The 20,370-nt window shown below is 68.6% G+C and carries 17 protein-coding genes; 9 read left to right on the plus strand and 8 right to left on the minus strand.

All coding sequences use genetic code 11. The annotated features are described in order from the left end of the window. The first annotated feature begins 125 nt into the window (after positions 1 to 125). On the plus strand, positions 126 to 767 hold the full coding sequence (locus LPC04_RS25420) for a thiol:disulfide interchange protein DsbA/DsbL (RefSeq protein WP_275685115.1): 642 nt from the start codon (positions 126 to 128) through the stop codon (positions 765 to 767). 15 nt (positions 768 to 782) lie between these two features. Here the strand turns inward: LPC04_RS25420 and LPC04_RS25425 are convergent, their stop codons facing one another. The 7 genes from LPC04_RS25425 to LPC04_RS25455 form a co-directional block, all read right to left on the minus strand. After that, the gene (locus LPC04_RS25425; RefSeq protein ID WP_275685116.1) at positions 783 to 1,547 is read right to left on the minus strand and encodes a lysophospholipid acyltransferase family protein; all 765 of its coding nucleotides are present in this window, start codon (positions 1,545 to 1,547) and stop codon (positions 783 to 785) included. Between the two features lie 55 nt (positions 1,548 to 1,602). Beyond that, positions 1,603 to 2,163, minus strand: coding sequence for a D-glycero-beta-D-manno-heptose 1,7-bisphosphate 7-phosphatase (gmhB, locus tag LPC04_RS25430; RefSeq protein WP_338055482.1), 561 nt, complete (start codon positions 2,161 to 2,163; stop codon positions 1,603 to 1,605). Positions 2,164 to 2,182: 19 nt separating this feature from the next. Continuing rightward, positions 2,183 to 4,294: a glycine--tRNA ligase subunit beta gene (gene glyS, locus LPC04_RS25435; RefSeq protein WP_275685118.1), complete on the minus strand. Its 2,112-nt coding sequence runs from the start codon at positions 4,292 to 4,294 to the stop codon at positions 2,183 to 2,185. A 1-nt stretch (position 4,295) separates the two neighbouring features. Beyond that, positions 4,296 to 5,219 (minus strand): glycine--tRNA ligase subunit alpha, encoded by a 924-nt coding sequence (gene glyQ, locus LPC04_RS25440; RefSeq protein ID WP_275685119.1) that lies wholly within the window; start codon positions 5,217 to 5,219, stop codon positions 4,296 to 4,298. A gap of 102 nt (positions 5,220 to 5,321) precedes the next feature. Then, the gene (locus LPC04_RS25445; RefSeq protein ID WP_275685120.1) at positions 5,322 to 5,825 is read right to left on the minus strand and encodes a hypothetical protein; all 504 of its coding nucleotides are present in this window, start codon (positions 5,823 to 5,825) and stop codon (positions 5,322 to 5,324) included. Positions 5,826 to 5,849: 24 nt separating this feature from the next. Then, positions 5,850 to 7,409: an apolipoprotein N-acyltransferase gene (gene lnt, locus LPC04_RS25450; RefSeq protein WP_275685121.1), complete on the minus strand. Its 1,560-nt coding sequence runs from the start codon at positions 7,407 to 7,409 to the stop codon at positions 5,850 to 5,852. Next, positions 7,406 to 8,308, minus strand: a complete 903-nt coding sequence (locus tag LPC04_RS25455; RefSeq protein WP_275685122.1) for an HlyC/CorC family transporter — start codon at positions 8,306 to 8,308, stop codon at positions 7,406 to 7,408. The genes lnt and LPC04_RS25455 overlap by 4 nt, the downstream gene beginning before the upstream one ends. A gap of 157 nt (positions 8,309 to 8,465) precedes the next feature. Between LPC04_RS25455 and LPC04_RS25460 the strand changes: the two genes are divergently transcribed. The 4 genes from LPC04_RS25460 (at position 8,466) to LPC04_RS25475 (ending at position 13,220) form a co-directional block, all read left to right on the plus strand. Further along, positions 8,466 to 9,536 (plus strand): CobW family GTP-binding protein, encoded by a 1,071-nt coding sequence (locus LPC04_RS25460; RefSeq protein WP_275685123.1) that lies wholly within the window; start codon positions 8,466 to 8,468, stop codon positions 9,534 to 9,536. 175 nt (positions 9,537 to 9,711) lie between these two features. Further along, entirely contained in the window at positions 9,712 to 10,362 is a 651-nt protein-coding gene (gene dksA / locus LPC04_RS25465; protein ID WP_275685124.1) for an RNA polymerase-binding protein DksA, read from the plus strand. Between the two features lie 54 nt (positions 10,363 to 10,416). Further along, positions 10,417 to 12,390: an STAS domain-containing protein gene (locus LPC04_RS25470; RefSeq protein WP_275685125.1), complete on the plus strand. Its 1,974-nt coding sequence runs from the start codon at positions 10,417 to 10,419 to the stop codon at positions 12,388 to 12,390. A 236-nt stretch (positions 12,391 to 12,626) separates the two neighbouring features. Continuing rightward, positions 12,627 to 13,220: an outer membrane protein gene (locus tag LPC04_RS25475; RefSeq protein WP_275685126.1), complete on the plus strand. Its 594-nt coding sequence runs from the start codon at positions 12,627 to 12,629 to the stop codon at positions 13,218 to 13,220. A gap of 51 nt (positions 13,221 to 13,271) precedes the next feature. On the opposite strand, the gene LPC04_RS25480 is transcribed toward LPC04_RS25475, so the two are convergent. Beyond that, positions 13,272 to 14,051, minus strand: a complete 780-nt coding sequence (locus LPC04_RS25480) for a type III pantothenate kinase (protein WP_275685127.1) — start codon at positions 14,049 to 14,051, stop codon at positions 13,272 to 13,274. A gap of 189 nt (positions 14,052 to 14,240) precedes the next feature. On the opposite strand from LPC04_RS25480, the gene icmF reads away from it, so the two are divergent. The 4 genes from icmF to LPC04_RS25500 all read left to right on the plus strand — a co-directional run. Then, a complete protein-coding gene (gene icmF / locus LPC04_RS25485) occupies positions 14,241 to 17,531 on the plus strand; it encodes a fused isobutyryl-CoA mutase/GTPase IcmF (RefSeq protein ID WP_275685128.1) in 3,291 nt (1,096 codons plus the stop codon). A gap of 82 nt (positions 17,532 to 17,613) precedes the next feature. Continuing rightward, positions 17,614 to 18,297: a response regulator transcription factor gene (locus LPC04_RS25490; protein ID WP_275685129.1), complete on the plus strand. Its 684-nt coding sequence runs from the start codon at positions 17,614 to 17,616 to the stop codon at positions 18,295 to 18,297. Between the two features lie 6 nt (positions 18,298 to 18,303). Beyond that, positions 18,304 to 19,746, plus strand: a complete 1,443-nt coding sequence (locus LPC04_RS25495; protein ID WP_275685130.1) for a sensor histidine kinase — start codon at positions 18,304 to 18,306, stop codon at positions 19,744 to 19,746. Positions 19,747 to 20,136: 390 nt separating this feature from the next. Further along, the coding region (locus tag LPC04_RS25500; RefSeq protein WP_275685131.1) for a carbohydrate porin at positions 20,137 to 20,370 on the plus strand (234 nt) is incomplete at its 3' end.

Raw genomic sequence — 20,370 nt, forward strand, 5'->3', positions numbered from 1 at the left:
CGGGCTTGCCCGACGGAACCTTCCGCGTGCAGCCGTACCGAAGACTGGCGACAATGCTCGCATCGTCGTGCCGGCCCTGCCTGGGCAGCGCGCATTTCTCCAGACCGACGCCCGAAAGGATTCGCTTGCAACGCCGCCACTTCTCCGCACTCGCCGCCGCCTCGCTCGGCCTGGGCCTGGCCCGCACCGCCGCCGCCCAGGGCGCGCCCGTGGCCGGCCAGGACTACCAGAGCGTCGCCTCGCCCGCGCCCGTCGCGGCGCCGCCCGGCACCGTCGACGTCGTCGAGTTCTTCAGCTACGCCTGCCCGCACTGCTTCGAGTTCGAACCGACGCTCGAGGCCTGGCTGAAGACCAAGCCGGCCGGCGTGCACTTCCACCGCTACCCGGTGCGCTTCCTGGTGAACTACATCAACTTCCAGCCGATGTACTTCACGCTGGAGCAGATGGACCTGGTCGACGCCATGCAGCAGAAGGTGTTCAACGCCTTCCACCTGGAGCACCAGCGCCTGGACAAGCCCGACGACATCGCCGCCTTCATGACCAAGAACGGCGTCGACGCGAAGCGCTTCATGTCCATCTTCAACTCGTTCGCCACGCACGCCAAGGTGCAGCAGGCCAACCAGCTGATGGACACCTACGGCGTCAACGGCGTGCCCACGATCGTCGTCGGCGGCACGTACCAGACCTCGCCGACGCTGGCCAAGGGCGCGGAGCACACGACGGCCGTCGTGGAGTACCTCGTCGCGAAGATGCGCGGCGGCCACTGAGGCCGCCTCGATCGATCAGGCCTGCGGCTGCACGTAGGCCTCGGGATCTAGCCGGCGCATCTCCGCCTCGATCCAGTCCTCGATCTCGCGCATCATCTCCTCGGGCTCGCGGCCGACGGGCGAGATCGGCTTGCCGATCGAGATCGTGACGACGCCCGGCTTCAGCCAGAAGCTCTTGCGCGGCCAGCAGCGCGCCGAGTCGACGGCGATCGGCACCACCGGCACGCCGTTGGCGATCGCCAGGCGCGTCGCGCCCGACTTGTAGGTGCCCTTGGATCCGCGCGCGCTGCGCGTGCCCTCGGGAAACATGATCACCCACTTGCCCAGGCCGCTGAGGCGCTTGCCCTGCGCCGCGACCTTGTTCCACGCCTCGGCGCGCTTGCTGCGGTCGATGTGGATCATGTCCATGCGCGCCATCGCCCAGCCGAAGAACGGCACGTACAGCAGTTCCTTCTTGAAGACGTAGGCCAGCGGGTGGGGCATCACGACCGGGAACGCGAAGGTCTCCCACGTCGACTGGTGCTTGGACGCGAGGATGACCGCGCCCTTCGCGTCCTGCGCCGACGGCACGTTCTCCAGGCCGATCACGCGCTTTCGCACGCCGCAGATCCAGCCGGAGCCGTGGTGGGCCAGCGCCACCCAGTTGATGCACCACGTGTAGATCTGGTCGGCCGTGAGGAACGGCGCGCAGATGCAGACCGTCGCGCCCCACGGGATGACGGTGATCGCCATGTACAGGAAGAACAGGATCGAACGGACGACGGAGAGAGCCTTGGTCATGCCTTTGGTTTTCTTCTTGGGGTGAGTGTCGCGTGCGACGCCGCGGCGCCGGAGGTCAGCTTCCGATCACGTGCTCGGCGAAGGCCGCCATGTCCTGGTGCACCGTCGTGCCGGGCACGGCGTCCAGCCATTGCGCGATGGTGGCCTCGTCGGCCACCGCCGCGCGGCCGCTGCGCACCAGGTGCGGCTGGCAGCCGGCGGCGCGCGCGGCCTCGAGGTCGCGCAGCGTGTCGCACACCATCGGCACCGCGGCCAGTTCGACGCCGTAGCGCTCGCCGATGTCGTGCATCAGGCCCGGCGCCGGCTTGCGGCACTCGCACTGCTCGGTGGCCGCGTGCGGGCAGAAGAACACGGCGTCGATGCGCCCGCCCTTCTCCGACAGCAGCCGCATCATGTGCGAGTGCACCGCGTTGACGGAGGTCATGTCGATCATGCCGCGCCCGATGCCCGACTGGTTGGTCGCCACCACCACGTGCCAGCCGGCGTGGTTCAGCCGCGCGACGGCCTCCAGCGCGCCGGGGATCGGCTGCCATTCCTCCGGCGCCTTCACATGGTCGCTGCGGAAGACGTTGAGGATGCCGTCGCGACCGGTGATCACGAGCTTGGGGGTTTGCATGGGCATCCTCCGTTGAAGTTCAGGCCGAGAGCCGCGACAAGTCCGCGACCCGGTTCATCACGCCGTGCAGCGTCGCGAGCAGGCCGAGGCGATTCGCGCGCACCTTCGGGTCTTCCGCGTTGACCATCACGTCGTCGAAGAACTTGTCGACCGGCGTGCGCAGCGCGGCCAGCGCCTTGAGGCTGCTGGTGTAGTCGCCGGCCTCGAACAGCACGTCGGCCGAACGGCGCACGGTGCCGACGTCCTGCCACAGCGCGCGCTCGGCGTCTTCCGCGAACAGCGCCGGATCGGCCTTGGCCTCCACCGGATCGGTGCTCTTCTTCAGGATGTTGGCGATGCGCTTGTTGGCGGCGGCGAGCGCCGCGGCCTCGGGCAGCGCGGCGAACGCGCGCACGGCCTCGAGGCGGCGCGGGATGTCGGCCAGGCGCTGCACGCCGAGCGCCAGCACGGCGTCGACCTCGTGCGCCGAGTAGCCCTGCTCGCGCAGGCTGCCGGCCAGGCGTTCGACGACGAACGTCGACACCGCGGCGCGCGGGTCGGTGATCAATTCGCCGAACGCGGGAACCGCCAGCGCCAGCAGCGTGTCGAGATCCAGCGGCAACGCCGCCTCGACCAGCATGCGGATCACGCCGAGGGCGTGACGGCGCAACGCGAACGGATCCTTGTCGCCGGTGGGCACTTGGCCGATGCCGAACAGGCCGACCAGCGTCTCGAGCTTGTCGGCCAGCGCGACGACCAGGCCGGCGCGGTTGCGCGGCAGCGCGTCGCCGGCGAAGCGCGGCTTGTAGTGATCCTCGATGGCGTCGGCGACGATGTCGCCCAGCCCGTCGTGGCGCGCGTAGTAGCCGCCCATGATGCCCTGCAGCTCGGGAAACTCGCCGACCATGTCGGTGACGAGATCGGCCTTGGCCAGGCGCGCGGCCATGTCGGCCTGGTCGACGAGGCCGGTGTCCCCGAGCTCGGCGGCGATCGCCCGCGCGATCTCGCGCACGCGCGTCACGCGCGCGCCCTGGCTGCCCAGCTTGCCGTGGTAGACGACCTTGTCGAGACCCGGCACGCGCTCGGCCAGCGACTTCCTGCGATCCTGGTCGAAGAAGAACTTGGCGTCGGCCAGTCGCGGGCGCACGACGCGCTCGTTGCCCTGGATCACGGCGCTCGCGTCTTCGGGTCGGATGTTGCTGACGACCAGGAACTTGTTCGTGAGCCTGCCGGCCGCGTCCAGCAGCGGGAAGTACTTCTGGTTGGCCTTCATCGTCAGGATCAGGCATTCCTGCGGCACGGCGAGGAAGTCCTGCTCGAACTGGCAGGTCAGCACGTTGGGACGCTCGACCAGGCCGCAGACCTCGTCCAGCAGCGCGTCGTCCTGGATCGGCGCCAGGCCCTGCTTCGCAGCGGCCTCGGCGAGCTGGCGCACGATCTCGGCGCGGCGCTCCGCGAAGCCGGCGATGACCGAACCTTCGTCGCGCAGCTGCGCGGCGTGGCTGTCGGCATCGCGGATCGTGATCGTGGCGGACTTCGCCTCGAAGCGATGGCCCTGCGTGACGCGGTCGGCCGACAGGCCCAGCGCGCCGACCGGCACGACGTCGGCACCGTGCAGCGCCACGAGGCGATGCGCAGGTCGCACGAACTTGACGTCGCTCCAGCCGTCGGCGAGCTGGTAGCTCATCACCTTGGGGATCGGCAGCTTGGCGAGCGTCTCGTCGATGGCCTTCTGCAGGCCTTCGGCCAGCGTGGCGCCCGGCACGACCTGGTCGACGAACAGGCTCTCCGCCTTGCCGTCGGGCTGGCGCTTGAGCGACGGCACGGCCTCGGGGCCGAAGCCCAGCGACGCGAGCTTCTTCAGCAGCGCGGGCGACGCGTTGCCCTCCTTGTCGAAGGCGACGGCCGCGGGCATCAGCTTCTGCTGCAGCGCGCGGTCGGCGGCCTTGGCCGCGACGCCTTCGACGTGCACGCCGAGCCGGCGTGGCGACGCGAACGACTTCACGACGGCATTCGCGCCGACCAGGCCGGCGCCGTGCAGGCTCGCCACGAGCGTCGCGGAAAACGCCTCGCCCAGCTTCTTCAGCGCCTTCGGCGGCAGTTCCTCGCAGACCAGTTCGACGAGGAGGTTCTTGGTGTCTTGCGCACTCATGTCAGGCAGCCTGCTTTTTCTTGTCGATCTGCGCGATCACTTCGTCGGCCCACGCCTTGGGCGCCATCGGGAAGCCGAGGCGCGCGCGGCTCTCGAGGTAGCTCTGCGCGACGGCGCGCGCCAGATTGCGGATGCGGCCGATGTAGGCCGCGCGCTCGGTGACGCTGATCGCACCGCGCGCATCCAGCAGGTTGAACGTGTGGCCGGCCTTGAGCAGTTGCTCGTAGGCGGGCAGCGCGAGCTGGTGGTCCATCAGGTGCTTGGACATCTTCTCGTACTCGCCGAAGGCGTGCAGCAGGAACGTGACGTCCGAATGCTCGAAGTTGTAGGTGCTCTGTTCCACCTCGTTCTGGTGGAACACGTCGCGGTAGGTCACGCCCGGCGTCCACTCGAGGTCGAACAGGCTCTCCTTGCCCTGGATGTACATCGCCAGGCGCTCGAGGCCGTAGGTGATCTCGCCGGTGATGGGCTTGCAGTCGATGCCGCCCACCTGCTGGAAGTAGGTGAACTGCGTGACTTCCATGCCGTTGAGCCAGACCTCCCAGCCCAGGCCCCAGCAGCCGAGCGTCGGGTTCTCCCAGTCGTCCTCGACGAAGCGGACGTCGTTCTTCTTCAGGTCGAAGCCGAGCGCCTCGAGCGAGCCGAGGTAGAGCTCGAGGATGTTGTCCGGCGCGGGCTTGAGCACCACCTGGTACTGGTAGTAGTGCTGCAGGCGGTTCGGGTTCTCGCCGTAGCGGCCGTCCTTGGGGCGGCGGCTGGGCTGCACGTAGGCGGCCTTCCAGGGCTCGGGGCCGAGGGCGCGCAGGAAGGTCGCGGTGTGGCTGGTACCCGCGCCGACTTCCATGTCGTAGGGCTGCAGCAGGGCACAGCCCTGCTTGTCCCAGTAGTCCTGCAGGCGAAGAATGATTTGCTGGAAGGTCAGCATGGTGGATTCGGTGGGGCCGGGACGGCCGGAGACTGGGCCGCGCGCGATGAGCCGGCGCACGGTCGAACGGATGATTTTACGTGTGGCGGCGCCGCCTCCCGGCTAGATCCATTCGTCGGGGCAGCCCGGGTCCGGCGGATAGGCGCCATCAAGCACCTTTCCGGTGACCGCGTCGAACGACAGCTCGAACACCGTGCAGCGCTGGATCGTCTCGAAGCGGTACAGCCAGGTGTTGCCGCCGGGGCGCGGCAGCAGGTAGTGCGACTTGAAGCTGGGCGGCCCGATCTGGCGCAGCACGTCGTCCATGGACTGCCCGGGCCGGATCGCGTCGAAGTGACGCTCGTCGAGCACGTTCTCCCAGTGCGCGACGCGGCCGTCGGCATCGAGGTCGATCATGAACGTGTGCTTGCCGAACGGCATGTGGTTGTACTCGAGCCGCACGTGGCCGTCGGGCATCGTGTACACGCCCGTGGGCGGCCCCATGATGCGTTCGACTTCCGCGCGCGGCACCCCCGGCGGCACCCCGCTCGGCGAGTACGGCGCGATCGCGCAGCCCGCGAGCAGGCCGGCGATGGCCAGGGTGGAAAGAATGCGAGGACGTGGCATCCCGCAAGAATGCCAGATCGAGCCTCAGCGAAGCCGGGGCACCAGCAGCGCGACCAGGATCAGCGCCAGCCCCAGGCCCCACAGCGGCCAGAGCCGCCATTGCGCGAGCCAGATGCCGTAGGGCGTGTCGCCGATGCGGCCCTCGACCTCGGCGTCGAGCTCGCCTTCCACGTCGGGCGGCAGGCGGGCGGTGACGCGGCCCTGCCAGTCGATGACGGCGGTGGCGCCGGTGTTGGTCGCGCGCACCTGGCCGCGCTGGAACTCGAGCGCGCGCATGCGCGAGAACTGCAGGTGCTGGTCCTGGATCATGCGCTTGCCGAACCAGGCGAGGTTGGTCGAGTTGGCCATCAGCGTCGCGGCGTTGAGGCCGACCATCGAGGTCGCGAAGTCCTCGCCGAACAGATCCTCGTAGCAGATCAGCGGCCGCACGCGCTGCGCGCCGACCGTGAACGACGCGGTGTCGACGCCCGCGGCCTGGTCGCCGATGGGAATCTGCAGCATCGCGACGAACCAGTGGAAGCCCGGCGGCACGTACTCGCCGAACGGCAGCAGGTGGCGCTTGCCGTAGCGGAAGAACGTGCCGCTGCTCATGTGGTGCGTGGCATCGAGGCCGACCAGGGAATTGGTGTAGCCGTGCTCGTCGTCGCCGGTGAACACGCCCACCAGCGCCGCCTTGCCCGGCTTGTTGAACGGATGCTCGTAGGCCAGCCAGGTCTCGGGCGGGATCTGCACCGGCAGGACGGGCAGCGACGACTCCGGCGTCACCACCAGCTGCCCCGGCGCCGCGTTCAGCCTGGCGACGTGCCAGGCCAGCGCCTGGTCGATGTGGGACTGCTCGAACTTGTCGTTCTGCGCGACGTTCGGCTGCAGCAGCGAGACGCTGAGCATGCCGGTCGAACGCGTGAACCCCTGCGGCAGCGCCGCGCCCACGGCCAGCAGCAGCAAGGGCAGCACGAGCGGGCTCAGCGTGACCAGCGGCGGCCGCACCTGCTGGCCGCGCAGCGTCAACGCGACGAGGGCGGTCGCGGCCGAGATGCCCGCGGCGAGCGCGCCGATGCCGTAGACGCCGACATACGGCGCCCAGCTCGCGAGCGGGCCGGAGGTGTGCGCGTAGCCGCCCGCGATCCACGGAAAGCCGGTGAGGAACTTGCCGCGCGCCAGCTCGGCCAGCAGCCACACGCCCGAGAACAGCAGCGCGTCGATCCATGGCCGGTTGCGCCGCAGCGTCGCCCAGGCCCAGCCGGCGATCGCGTAGTAGAGCGACAGCAACGCCGCCAGCACGGCCACCGCCAGCACCGACAGCCATGCCGGCAGCAGGCCGTAGACATGCAGGCTGATGTAGAGCCACCAGAAGCCGACGCCCATCCAGCCGAAGCCGAAGGCCCACGCGCGGGCGGCGGCCGCACGGGGCCGCGCGTCGGCCAGCAGCGCCACCAGCGCGCCGGTGGACAGCAGCTGCAGCCACCAGAACTCGGTCGGCGCGAACGAGGCGGCCTGCGCGACGCCGGCCAGCAGTGCCAGCAGGAAGGCGATCCAGCCGCTCGCTGCGGAGACGCGCGATCGATGACGCGGCGCGCGACTCACCCGCCGAGCTCGTCGGAGGTCGGCAGGACGCTGTCGGGCGCCGGACGCGTCACCTTGAACCAGCGCACGGCGCCGCCGCGCGTCAGCATCACGGCGAACTGCAGGCCGCCCAGGCGCATCACCTCGCCGCGCCGCGGCACGTGGCCCAGCTCGTGCGAGACGATGCCGCCGATGGTGTCGAAGGCGTCCTCCGGCAGCGCGACGCCGAAGGCGTTGTTGACCTCGGCGATCGACGCGTTGCCCGCCACGCGCATGCTGCCGTCGGCCAGCGCGTAGACGCCGGTCTCGGCGTCGGCGTCGTCGAACTCGTCCTCGATCTCGCCGACGATCTCTTCCAGCACGTCCTCGATCGTGATCAGGCCGGCGGTGTTGCCGAACTCGTCGATCACGATGGCCAGGTGGTTGCGGTTGCTGCGGAACTCGCGCAGCAGCTCGTTCAGGTTCTTGGACTCGGGCACGAACACGGCCGGGCGCAGCAGCGTGCGCAGGTTCAGCTCGGGCGCACGCTGCAGCTTGAGCAGGTCCTTGGCCATCAGCGTGCCGATGATGTTCTCGCGCTGGCCTTCGTAGACCGGGAAGCGCGAGTGGCCGGTGCCGATGACGGCGGCCAGCAGCTCGTCGTACGGGGCGTCGATGGCCAGCAGGTCCATGCGCGGCGCCGCCACCATCACGTCGCCGGCGGTCATGTCGGCCATGCGCAGCACGCCTTCGAGCATCGCGCGCGATTCCGGCTCGATCAGCGCACGCTGTTCGGCGTCGGCGAGGGTTTCGATGAGTTCGGCGCGCGAATCTGGCCCGGGAGACAGGAACTCGACCAGGCGTTCGAACAGGCTGGGCTTGTCGACCTCGGCAGGCGCTCGCTGGGAGCGCCCGGGTCGACCAGTCTGGGGATCAGACACTATGGCGGTGTCGGGAGTGGAAGAACCGCGAGAATAACTGATTCACCGGAAATTCTCTTGACAGCCGAGCAGGCTTGAAGGAGAGTCCGCCGCCCCCACCTGCCCCTGCCGGCGCTCCGTGCGCGCGCCGCCGCTTCGCAACGAATCCCGAGAAACCATGGCCGACAAGCTCATCCCCGCCACCATCCTGACCGGCTTCCTCGGCTCGGGCAAGACCACGCTGCTCAAGCGCGTCCTCACCGAGATGCACGGCCAGAAGATCGCCGTCATCGAGAACGAGTTCGGCGAGGAGAACATCGACAACGAGATCCTGGTCTCGGACACCACCGAGCAGATCATGCAGCTGTCCAACGGCTGCGTGTGCTGCACGATCCGCGAGGATCTCCGCGCCACGCTGTCGCTGCTGGCCGAGCGCCGCCGCAAGGGCGAGCTGAACTTCGAGCGCGTCGTCATCGAGACGACCGGCCTGGCCGATCCGGGCCCGGTCGCCCAGACCTTCTTCATGGACGACGAGATCGCCGAGAGCTACCTGCTCGACTCGGTGCTGACGCTGGTCGACGCCAAGCACGCCAACGAACAGCTGGACAACCGCCAGGAAGCGCGCCTGCAGATCGGCTTCGCCGATCAGATCTTCATCAGCAAGACCGACCTGGTGGACGAGGCGTCGGTCGAGGCGCTGCAGCACCGCATCCGCCACATGAACCCGCGGGCGCAGCAGCAGAAGGTGCACTTCGGCGAGGTGCCGCTGTCCAAGGTGTTCGACCTCAAGGGCTTCAACCTGAACACCACGCTGGAGATCGACCCCGATTTCCTCACCGTGCAGGGCCATGACCACGATCACGACCACCACCATGGCCACGATCACGGCCACGAAGGCCACGACCACGGGCCGGGCGAGGCCTGCGACCACCCGCACCACCATGCGCACGACGACGATGTGAAGTCGTTCGCCTTCAAGTCGGACAAGCCGTTCAGCCCGACCAAGCTGGAGGACTTCCTGGGCGCCATCGTGCAGGTCTACGGCCCCAAGATGCTGCGCTACAAGGGCGTGCTGTGGATGAAGGGCAGCGACAAGAAGGTGATCTTCCAGGGCGTGCACCAGATGATGGGCTCGGATCTGGGCCCGAAGTGGGCGCCGGGCGAGAAGAAATCGAGCAAGCTCGTCTTCATCGGCATCGACCTGCCCAAGGAAATCCTGCTCCAGGGCCTCGAAGGCTGCCTGGTTTAGGCACCTTTCTTGCCATTGCCGCGACATCCGGGCGAAAAGCTTGCCCGGGTCGCGGCACATCGTGGCTACAATCGGCCCGCCTTTTTGCAAGGTCAGCCCCGCGTTAGAACAACTACCCACTGTTGCTCGCTGCGGGTATAACAGCCTTCCGAGCGACCTCGCGAGGAGACCGACCGTGACCAAGACCCCGGCCAAGACGCTGGCATCCAGCACCGCCACGGCAGACGGCGCGGACACCGCCGCGACCAAGTCGCGCGCGAAGTCCGCCACCAAGGTTTCCTCCCCCGCGGACGGCGCAGCCGCCGCGACTCCTCTCAAGAAGCCTTCAGCAAAGGCCGAAACCGAACCGATGAACGCCGCAAAATCCTCTGCTACCGACACGAAGCTGGCGTCTGCCTGGAAGACCAAGGCGGGCAAGGACCTGACCGAACCCGAGCTGCTGGCCATGCCTGACAGCGAATACATGGGCGAGAAGCAGCTCGAATTCTTCCGCGCCAAGCTCCAGGCCCTGAAGGACGACCTGCTGTCGAACGCCGGCGAGACCACCGAGCACCTGCGCGAGGACACGTCCATCGTTCCCGATCCGGCCGACCGCGCCACCATCGAGGAAGAACACGCCCTCGAACTGCGCACCCGCGACCGCGAGCGCAAGCTGCTGAAGAAGATCTCGCAGTCGATCGGCCGCATCGACGCCGGCGACTACGGCTACTGCGATGAGACCGGCGAGCCGATCGGCCTGGGCCGCCTGCTCGCGCGTCCCACCGCCACGCTGTCGCTCGAGGCGCAGCAGCGCCGCGAGATGAAGCAGAAGATGTTCGGGGACTGAGAGCCTCCATTGAGCCCTTTGCCCATGCAACCGCACGCATGATCCTGCCTCGCGATGTCCGATAAAGACGAAGGCGGTGGCCTGTTTCGCCGCATGGCGCGCAAGGTAGCGGCGCCAGCGAGGGAACTCGTCGGCATGACCACGCCGCGCGAGACCGAGATCAAGGCCACCGAGTTCGACAAGGCCGAGATGAAGGCCATGATCGAGCGCAAGCGCCGCAACGACTACGTGCGCAAGCGCGAGCTCGACACGCTGCGCCGCATCCGGCGCGAAGGCCTGTCGGGCGACCAGGCGCAGGCGTTGACGATGCAGTCCTCGCGCATGGACGAGAGCGTCGAGGCGCGCTCCACGCAGTCGTCGGTGCAGAGCGTGGGCATCAAGGCCAAGATCGACGCGATCGAGCGCCAGATGGTGGGCGCGAGCTCGCAGGTGTCGGCCGGCGGCCCCGCCGCCAAGCCGCCGCCGCGCACCGCGCCGACGCTGCCGCCCGGCCCGCCGCCGCCCATCCTGACGACGACGATCTTCGATCCGGAAGAGAGCGCGCCCACGCTGCGCGTGCCGCTGAACGCCGAGGACGACCACGAGACCGTGGCGCGCCTGGACGGCGGCCCGCTGCAGTTCGACGCCTCCCTGGAGCTGCCGCCCGAGTACCCGGACACCACGGCGCCGACGCAGAGCTTCGCCAACACGCTGCCCTACGACGGCGCGGATCCGTTCGCGCCGCCGCGGCCGCTGCCCAGCGCGCCCCCGTCGCCGCTGCATGCGCCGCTCGAATTCACGCCCACGCCGATGCCGCCGACCGCGCCCGTCTCGTCGCGCGTGCCGCTGTCGTCGACCAGCACCAACCCGTACGCCGCCGGCGCGCCGGCGCCGCGCTCGGCGCCCAACGTGCAGAGCACGATCGACCTCGGCGGCGGCGAGCGCGTCGAGATCAGCGAGGTCGTGCACGACGAGGCGCTGGACGAGGCCGTGATCGCGTTCGCGGGCGGCGACTTCGCCGGCTGCGAGAAGGCGCTGCAGGCGCTGATCGGCCCGCGCGGCGAGCGGCGCGACCACGACGAGACCTGGCTGGTGCTGTTCGACCTTTATCGGGCGATCGGCCAGCAGGCCAAGTTCGAGACGGTCACGATGGAATACGTCGAGCGCTTCCACCGCTCGGCGCCGCAATGGTTCTCGCTGCCCAAGCAGCTCGCCGACGCCACCAAGAAGCCGGAGTCGGGCAAGACCATGAGCGGCGGCATCGGCTGGGTGTGCCCGCCCAACCTCGACACCGAGGCCGTCGCGCGGCTCGACGCGCTGTCGATGCAGCTGCCGTCGCCCTGGGTGATGGACTGGACGGCGCTGGTCTCGATGGACGTCGAAGCCGCGAGCCGCCTGCAGAAGCTGTTCGTGGGCTGGTCCGGCCAGCCGCTGTCGATGAACTGGATCGCCGGCGACAAGCTGTTTTCGGTGCTGCAAGAGATCGCCCCCACCGGCGCGCGCGATGCGGATCCCGTCTACTGGATGCTGCGCCTGGAGGCGCTGCGGCTGGCGCATCGGCCCGACCAGTTCGACGAGGTCGCGATCGACTACTGCGTCACCTTCGAGGTCTCGCCGCCGAGCTGGGAGAACGCGCGCTGCAAGGCGCAGCTGATCGGCTCCACGCAGAACACGCAGACGCTGTCGCTGTCGGTGGTGGGCGAGGCCACGACCAGCTTCATGGACACCTCGATGATCGCCGAGGACGAGGCCGCGCCCGCCCCGGTGCAGATCACGTCCGTCGAGCTGGCGGGCCAGCTCTCGGGCGACCTGGCCGAGCTGCTGGGGCGGCTGACGGCGCAAGTGGGCGATTCGCGCGTCATCCGCATCTCGTGCGCGCTGCTGATGCGCGTCGACTTCGTGGCCGCCGGCGACCTGCTCAACTGGGTCGCGCAGCGCCACGCGGAAGGCCGCGAGATCGTGTTCCACGAGACCCATCGCCTGGTCGCGCTGATGTTCGGCGCGATGGGCATCAACGAGACGGCCCGGGTGCAGCTGCGACACGCCTGAGCTTTGTCAGTGCTCACACTCCGGAAGAAGGCGCCATAACGCAAGTTGGGCGCCTTTTGTTTTGACCCAGCAAGAGACCCCGCGGCGCAAAAGTTCCCAGAAATCGAGGTAAAGCCGCCTTTACCACAGATTCACCGTTTTGTGTTGCTCCTGACCGACTTTTTCAGCTTTCCGCGAAAACCCGCGGATAGGATTTCCTCATCGCTCTTCGGAGTACTTTTTGATGAGGATTTGAAGTGAACAAGACCTTGATTGCCGGCGCTGTCGCCCTGTTCTCCCTGGCCAGCGGCTCGGCCTTCGCCCAGTCCTATGTGGGCGGCAACATCGGCGCGAGCCACGCCGACCACGGCTGCGGCGCCGCCGCGGCCTCGGGCACGATCACCGGCTGCGACAAGAACGACTTCGCCTGGAAGCTCTACGGCGGCTACCAGCTGCCCGGCACCCCGTGGGCGGCCGAACTGACCTACTTCGACCTGGGCAAGTTCAAGGGAACGGGCACCGGCGTCAGCGCCGACGCCAAGGATTCCTACTGGGGCCTGGGCGGCGCCTACCGCCCATCCTTCGGCAGCGGCTGGGGCGGCGTGGCGCGCGTCGGCGCGGCCTACGGCACCAGCAAGGTGGACTACAACCTCGGCGACACGCTGCTGGGCGACCACTCGAAGAACGGCTGGCATCCGTACTACGGCCTGGGCGTGAACTACGAGATCGCCAAGAACATCAAGATCGAGGCCGATTGGGACAACACGAAGATCACCTCGCAGGTGCCGACCTTCGGCTCGTCCACCAACACGGTCAACAGCTACACGATCGGCGCGTCGTTCGGCTTCTGAGTCCGCGCCGCTCCTGATCCGGTTCGCCGGATCCTTCGCAGCCCGCCCTGCTCAAGCAGCGCGGGCTGCTTCCATTCCGACCAGGCCTTCGAACAGGAGGCTGTCGACGATCTCGAACTCGACATCGAGCGCGGGCGCCAGCTTCACCGCGGCGCCGCCGGCGATCAGCACCTTGGGCACCTGGCCGGAGCGCGCCGCCAGCCGCTTGTGCTGGCGCTCGACCGCGCCGGCGATCGCGAACACGCCGCCCGACATCAGCGCGTCGCTTGTGTTGGTCGGGAACTCCGTCGTCTCGCCGGTGGGCACCTTCAGGCCGGCGGTGCCCATCTCGAGTGCGCGCAGCATCAGGCCGAAGCCCGGCAGGATCAGGCCGCCGAGGAAGTGGCCATCGGCGTCGAGCGCGTCGACGGTGACCGCCGTCCCCACCATCACCACCAGCGCCGGCCGCGGCGCGTGCCCGGCCGCGGCGGCCTCGGCCAGCACGCGGGCGCGCGCGCCCACCAGCGCGACCCAGCGGTCGGCGCCCAGACGCGAGGGATGGTCGTAGCCATTGACGACGCCGGCCTCGGCGGCGCGGGACACCACCCAGCGCGGCGGGACGTCCCACATGTCCATCTGCTCCTCGACCCGGCGCCGCACCGCCTCGCCGGCCACCACGCAGCCCAGCATGCGGTCGGGCGGCGGCAGCGTCGCCCATTCGGTCTCCGCCAGTTCGTCGATGGTCTCGAGGAAGACGGCCCCGTGGCGCACGGGCGGCTGGCCGGGGCAGGGTTGCGCGAACAGGGCCCACTTGAGGCGCGTGTTGCCGATGTCGATGGCGAGGAAGCTCACGGCGCGAGCGTATCAGTCCGGCCGCGCAGAGCGACCCGGTCGCCGATAGTGGAAACCCAAAGGTGTGTCGGGAAGGTCACACTCGGAGGCCGCGCGGCCTCGCCGGGCTTGCCAAATTGACGTTTACGTAAACGTCAATTGATCCGATACTTCGATCCTTGCCGTGAAACCGTCCGACGACTCATTGCCATGACCGACCTCTCCGCTGAATTCAAGGCCCTCGCCAACTACCGGCCCACCCACAAGGTGCGCTTCGTCACCGCCGCGAGCCTGTTCGACGGCCACGACGCCGCGATCAACATCATGCGACGCATCCTGCAGGGCATGGGCGCCGAGGTGGTGCACCTGGGGCACAACCGGTCGGTCGACGAGGTCGTCACGGCCGCGCTGCAGGAAGACGCGCAGGGCATCGCCGTCAGCAGCTACCAGGGCGGCCACAACGAGTACTTCAGCTACATGGTCGACCTGCTGAAGCAGCGCGGCGGCGAGCACATCCAGGTGTTCGGCGGCGGCGGCGGCGTGATCGTGCCGGCCGAGATCCGCGCGCTGGCCGACAAGGGCGTGCGCATCTTCAGCCCAGAGGACGGCCAGCGCATGGGCCTGCAGGGGATGATCGGCGAGATGGTGATGAACTGCGACAGGGACCTGTCGTCGTACGCGCCGGCCGACCTGTCCGAGGTCGCGGGCCACACCGAGGCCGCCTGGCGCAAGCTGGCGCAGCTGATCACGGCGCTGGAGAACCACGGGCTGTCGGAAGAGCGCGTCGCGGCCGTGCACGCGGCCGCGCGCGACATCAAGACGCCGGTCATCGGCATCACCGGCACCGGCGGCGCGGGCAAGTCCTCGCTGACCGACGAGCTGATCCGCCGCATCCGCCTCGACCAGCGCGACAAGCTGCGCATCGCCGTGATCTCGATCGACCCGTCGCGCCGCAAGAGCGGCGGCGCGCTGCTGGGCGACCGCATCCGCATGAACGCCATCAACCCGTGGGCCGGCTCCGGCGCGCGCGTGTACATGCGCTCGCTGGCCACGCGCGACGCGGGCAGCGAGGTCAGCCAGGCGCTGCCGGACGTCCTCGCCGCGACCAAGCTGGCCGGCTTCGACCTGATCATCGTCGAGACCTCCGGCATCGGCCAGGGCGACGCCGCCATCGTGCCGCTCGTCGACGTGCCGATGTACGTGATGACGCCCGAGTTCGGCGCCGCCAGCCAGCTCGAGAAGATCGACATGCTGGACTTCGCCGAGTTCGTCGCCATCAACAAGTTCGACCGCAAGGGCGCCGCCGACGCGCTGCGCGACGTGGCCAAGCAGGTGCAGCGCAACCGCGAGGCGTTCACCGTCATGCCGGACAAGATGCCCGTCTTCGGCACCATGGCCAGCCGCTTCAACGACGACGGCGTCACCGCGCTGTACCAGGCCATGAAGCCGCGCCTGGCCGAGCTGGGCCTGCCGCTGGACGAAGGCACGCTGCCGACCACGGACACGCGCTTCTCCACGCACCAGGTGCCCATCGTGCCGGCCGCGCGCACGCGCTACCTGGCCGAGATCTCCGACACCGTGCGCGGCTACAAGAAGCTCGCCCGCGCGCAGGCGACGCTCGCGCGCGAGGTGCAGCAGCTGCGCGGCACCGCACGCATGCTCAAGGAGGCCAACGCCGACAAGGTCAACGCGCACGACGCGGTCACCGACCTGGCCGAACAGCGCGAAGGCCGCCTGAATCCGGACGCGAAGAAGCTGCTCGCGATGTGGCCCGACATGCAGAAGGCCTACGCGGGCGACGAGTACGTCGTCAAGATCCGCGACAAGGAGATCCGTACCAACCTCGTCCACACCACGCTGTCGGGCACCAAGATCCGCAAGGTCGTGCTGCCGCGCTTCGAGGACCACGGCGAGATCCTGAAATGGCTGATGCTGGACAACGTGCCGGGCAGCTATCCGTACACGGCGGGCGTGTTCGCGTTCAAGCGCGAAGGCGAGGATCCGACGCGCATGTTCGCGGGCGAGGGCGACGCGTTCCGCACCAACCGCCGCTTCAAGCTCGTGTCCGAAGGCATGCCGGCCAAGCGGCTGTCGACGGCGTTCGACTCGGTCACGCTGTACGGCGCCGACCCCGCGCCGCGGCCGGACATCTACGGCAAGGTCGGCAACTCCGGCGTCTCGATCGCCACGCTCGAGGACATGAAGGTGCTGTACTCGGGCTTCGACCTGTGCAGCCCGACGACGTCGGTGTCGATGACGATCAACGGCCCGGCGCCGACGATCCTGGCGATGTTCATGAACACCGCGATCGACCAGAACCTCGGCAAGTTCAAGGCCGACAACGGCCGCGAGCCGACGGCCGACGAGGCCGCCAAGATCAAGGACTGGGTGCTCGCCAACGTGCGCGGCACCGTGCAGGCGGACATCCTGAAGGAAGACCAGGGCCAGAACACCTGCATCTTCTCGACCGAGTTCTCGCTGAAGGTGATGGGCGACGTCGCCGAGTACTTCGTGCACCACAACGTGCGCAACTTCTATTCGGTCTCGATCAGCGGGTATCACATCGCCGAGGCCGGCGCGAACCCGATCTCGCAGCTCGCGTTCACGCTGTCGAACGGCTTCACGTTCGTCGAGGCGTACCTCGCGCGAGGCATGCACATCGACGACTTCGCGCCCAACCTGTCGTTCTTCTTCTCGAACGGCATGGACCCGGAATACACGGTGCTGGGCCGCGTGGCGCGGCGCATCTGGGCGGTGGCGATGCGCGACAAGTACGGCGCCAACGAGCGCTCGCAGAAGCTGAAGTACCACGTGCAGACGTCGGGTCGCTCGCTGCACGCGCAGGAGATCCAATTCAACGACATCCGCACCACGCTGCAGGCGCTGATCGCGATCTACGACAACTGCAACTCGCTGCACACCAACGCGTTTGACGAGGCCATCACGACGCCGACCGCCGAGTCCGTGCGGCGCGCGATGGCGATCCAGCTGATCATCAACCGCGAGTGGGGGCTGGCCAAGAACGAGAACCCGAACCAGGGCGCGTTCATCATCGAGGAGCTCACCGAACTCGTGGAAGAACTGGTGCTGCAGGAATTCGAGAAGATCGCCGAACGCGGCGGCGTGCTCGGCGCGATGGAGACCGGCTACCAGCGCGGCAAGATCCAGGAAGAGTCGATGCACTACGAAATGCTCAAGCACACGGGCGAGTACCCGATCGTGGGCGTCAACACCTTCCGCAACCCGAACGAGGCGCCGCTCGAGTCGATCGAACTGGCGCGTTCCACCGACGACGAGAAGCAGAGCCAGCTCGCCCGCCTCGCCGAATTCCATGCCGTCCACGCCGCAGAGGCGCCGGCGATGCTCGCGAAGTTGCAGTCGGCGGTGATCGCCAACACGAACGTGTTCGACGTGTTGATGGAAGCGGTGCGCGTCTGCTCGCTGGGGCAGATCACCAGCGCGCTGTTCGAGGTCGGCGGCCAGTACCGTCGCAGCATGTGAACGTTGCGCGCGCACCAAACGTGCGCGCATTCAGCGTATTCATGAAGGATTCGTTGGCGGCGGCCGGGTTAAGCTTCCGCCCATGAACCTCCTGCTCGCCGAAGACGACGCGATCCTGGCCGATGCGCTCACGGAGCAGCTGCGCCATGCCGGCTTCGAGACCGAGCATGCGCCCAACGGCGCCGTCGCCGAGTTCCTGCTGCTGAAGCAGTCGTGGGACCTGTGCATCCTCGACCTCGGGCTGCCGATGGTCGACGGCCTCACCGTGCTGCAGCGCGTGCGCCAACGCAAGCCCGAGCTGCCCGTGCTGGTGCTGACGGCACTCGACGACCTGCCGAGCCGCGTCGCCGGCCTCAACGCCGGTGCCGACGACTACCTCACCAAGCCGTTCGACTTCCCCGAGCTCGAGGCGCGGCTGCGCGCGCTGCTGCGCCGCAGCCAGTCCTCGCCGGTGGCCAACGCGTCGATGGCGATGGGCGCGCTCGTCTTCGAGCGCGACTCGCGCCGCGCCAGCATCGACGGCGCGCCCCTGGAGCTCAGCCCGCGCGAGTGGACGCTGCTGGACCTGCTGCTGACGCGCCGCGACCGCGTGGTCACGAAGGAAGAAGTGGCGCTGGCCTGGGACAGCGAGCGCGCCGAGCCCGGCGGCAACAACTCGATCGAGGTCTACATCCACCGCGTGCGCCGCAAGCTCGAGGGCTCGGGCCTGAGCATCCGCACCGTGCGCGGCCTGGGTTACCTGCTCGAAGCGTTGCGCCCTGCCTAGACTGGCATGAGGGCGATCCCCGGCTCGTTGATGCTGCGGCTGACGCGGCTGGTCGTCGGCGACCAGTCGCTGCACAAGCAGCTGCTGCTGTGGCTGGTGCTGCCGCAGCTCGTGCTGTGGATGGCGGCGGCCTTCGTCACCTACAACGTGGCCGCGCGCTACGCCAATCGCGCGATCGACGCGAGCCTGCTGCAGGCCACGCGGGCACTGGCGCGCCAGGTCAAGCCGATCGGCAACGGGCTGTTCATCGACTTCCCGCGCGCCGCGCAGGACATCATCGAGGCCGACCCCGACGATCGCGTCTACTACATGGTCAGCACGCCGCCGGGCCAGTTCATCCTGGGCAGCAAGAAGCTGCCGCCGCCGGCGCTGATCGGGCCGCCGCGGCTGGGCGAGCCGTATTTCTACGACGGGCTGATCGACGACCGCATGCCGATCCGCGTCGCCGCGCTGTACGTGGCCTACGGCGACAGCAAGACACGCCAGCTGATGCTGGTGCAGATCGCCCGCGGCCGCGCCCGCCGCGACGAACTGGCCCGCAGCATCCTGGGCGACACCGTGCTGCCGCTGTCCGGCCTGATCCTGCTGATGACGATGATCGTGTGGGCCGGCATCCGCGCAGGGCTGGCGCCGCTCGCGCGCATGCGGGCGCTGGTCGAGGATCGCGCGCCGAACGACCTGGCGCCGCTGCGCATCGACGACTCGCCGCAGGAACTGCGCTCGCTGTCGCGCGCGTTGAACGACCTGCTGGCGGCCGTGCACGAGAGCGTGGCCGCGCAGCGCCGCTTCGTCAACGACGCCGCGCACCAGTTGCGCACGCCGCTGGCCGGGCTCAAGAGCCAGACGGAGCTGGCACTCGGCGAGAACGTCGATCCCGCGCAGCAGCAGCGCCTGGAGCGCGTGCACGAGAGCGCGGTGCGCAGCGCCCACCTCGTCAACCAGCTGCTGAGCCTGGCGCGCGCCGAGCCCGAATCGGCGCTCGCGCAGCATTCGTCGCGCGTCGACCTGCGCGAGCTCGCGCGCGAGGTCACCGCCGAATGGGTGCCGAAGGCGCTGCAGGCCGCGATCGACCTGGGCCTCGACGAGGCCGGCGACGACGCGCCGCCCGTCACCGTGCAGGGACACCCGCTGCTGATCCGCGAGGCCTTGCAGAACCTGATCGACAACGCGATCCGCTATGCGGGCGCGTCCAGCGAGGTGACCGTGGGCGTGCGGCGCGAGGGCTCGTACGGCATCGTGCAGGTGACCGATACGGGACCGGGTATCCCGCCGGACCTGCATCGGGCCGTCTTCGAGCGCTTCGTCCGCGCCACGCACGAGGGCTCGGGCTGCGGGCTCGGGCTGGCGATCGTCAAGAGCATCGCCGAGCGCCACGCGGGCCAGGTCACGCTGTCCGGGATGACCCCGCACGGCCTGCAGGTGCGCATCGCGCTGCCGCTCGCGCGCTGACGCTTTCGTCCGGCCGCCGCCGCAGGGCCCAACCTTTTACGCCTGTTCGCCGCCGCCGTCGCGCGCCGTAGCGTTCGTTTACGGCTCTGTTTGGCCTTTGGGCAACACCTGTGCGTTCAGCTGGCGTCAATCTAGGGGGTCAGCATGCGAACCCGCGCGACCGCCGTTACGTTCGGGTTTCCGCTTGATTGGCCCTTTCCTGGTGCTCTTGTGCACTGCAGCGTGCCCTCCAGCTCAACTGTTGCACCAAGTTGACACTCTGCTCGGCCTAAGAGAAAACCCTCATTAATTTAGTATTAATGGCTAATTAAGCTTCTTAACGTTGGCCGGCGACCCCTTGCGGCTAGCGAAACTACAACGCGCTCGGTGAGCGCAAAGCAGGAGACACACATGCAAGACACCCGAGCCTCGCGCCCGGCACCCCGCCTCGTTGCCGTTGCCGCGTTCGCCCTGTGCGCCGCCAACGCCGCCCACGCGGTCGACTGGACCGGCTACATGCGCGGCGGCCCCGCTGCCACCAGCGTCTCTGGCAAGTCGCGCCAGTGCTACGGCATCGGCGAGTTCAAGTACCGCCTCGGCAACGAGTGCGACTTCTACGGCGAGTTCCAGCTCGCCCAGGCCATG

Source organism: Scleromatobacter humisilvae (assembly GCF_023231945.1).
GTDB classification, from domain to species: domain Bacteria; phylum Pseudomonadota; class Gammaproteobacteria; order Burkholderiales; family Burkholderiaceae_C; genus Scleromatobacter; species Scleromatobacter humisilvae.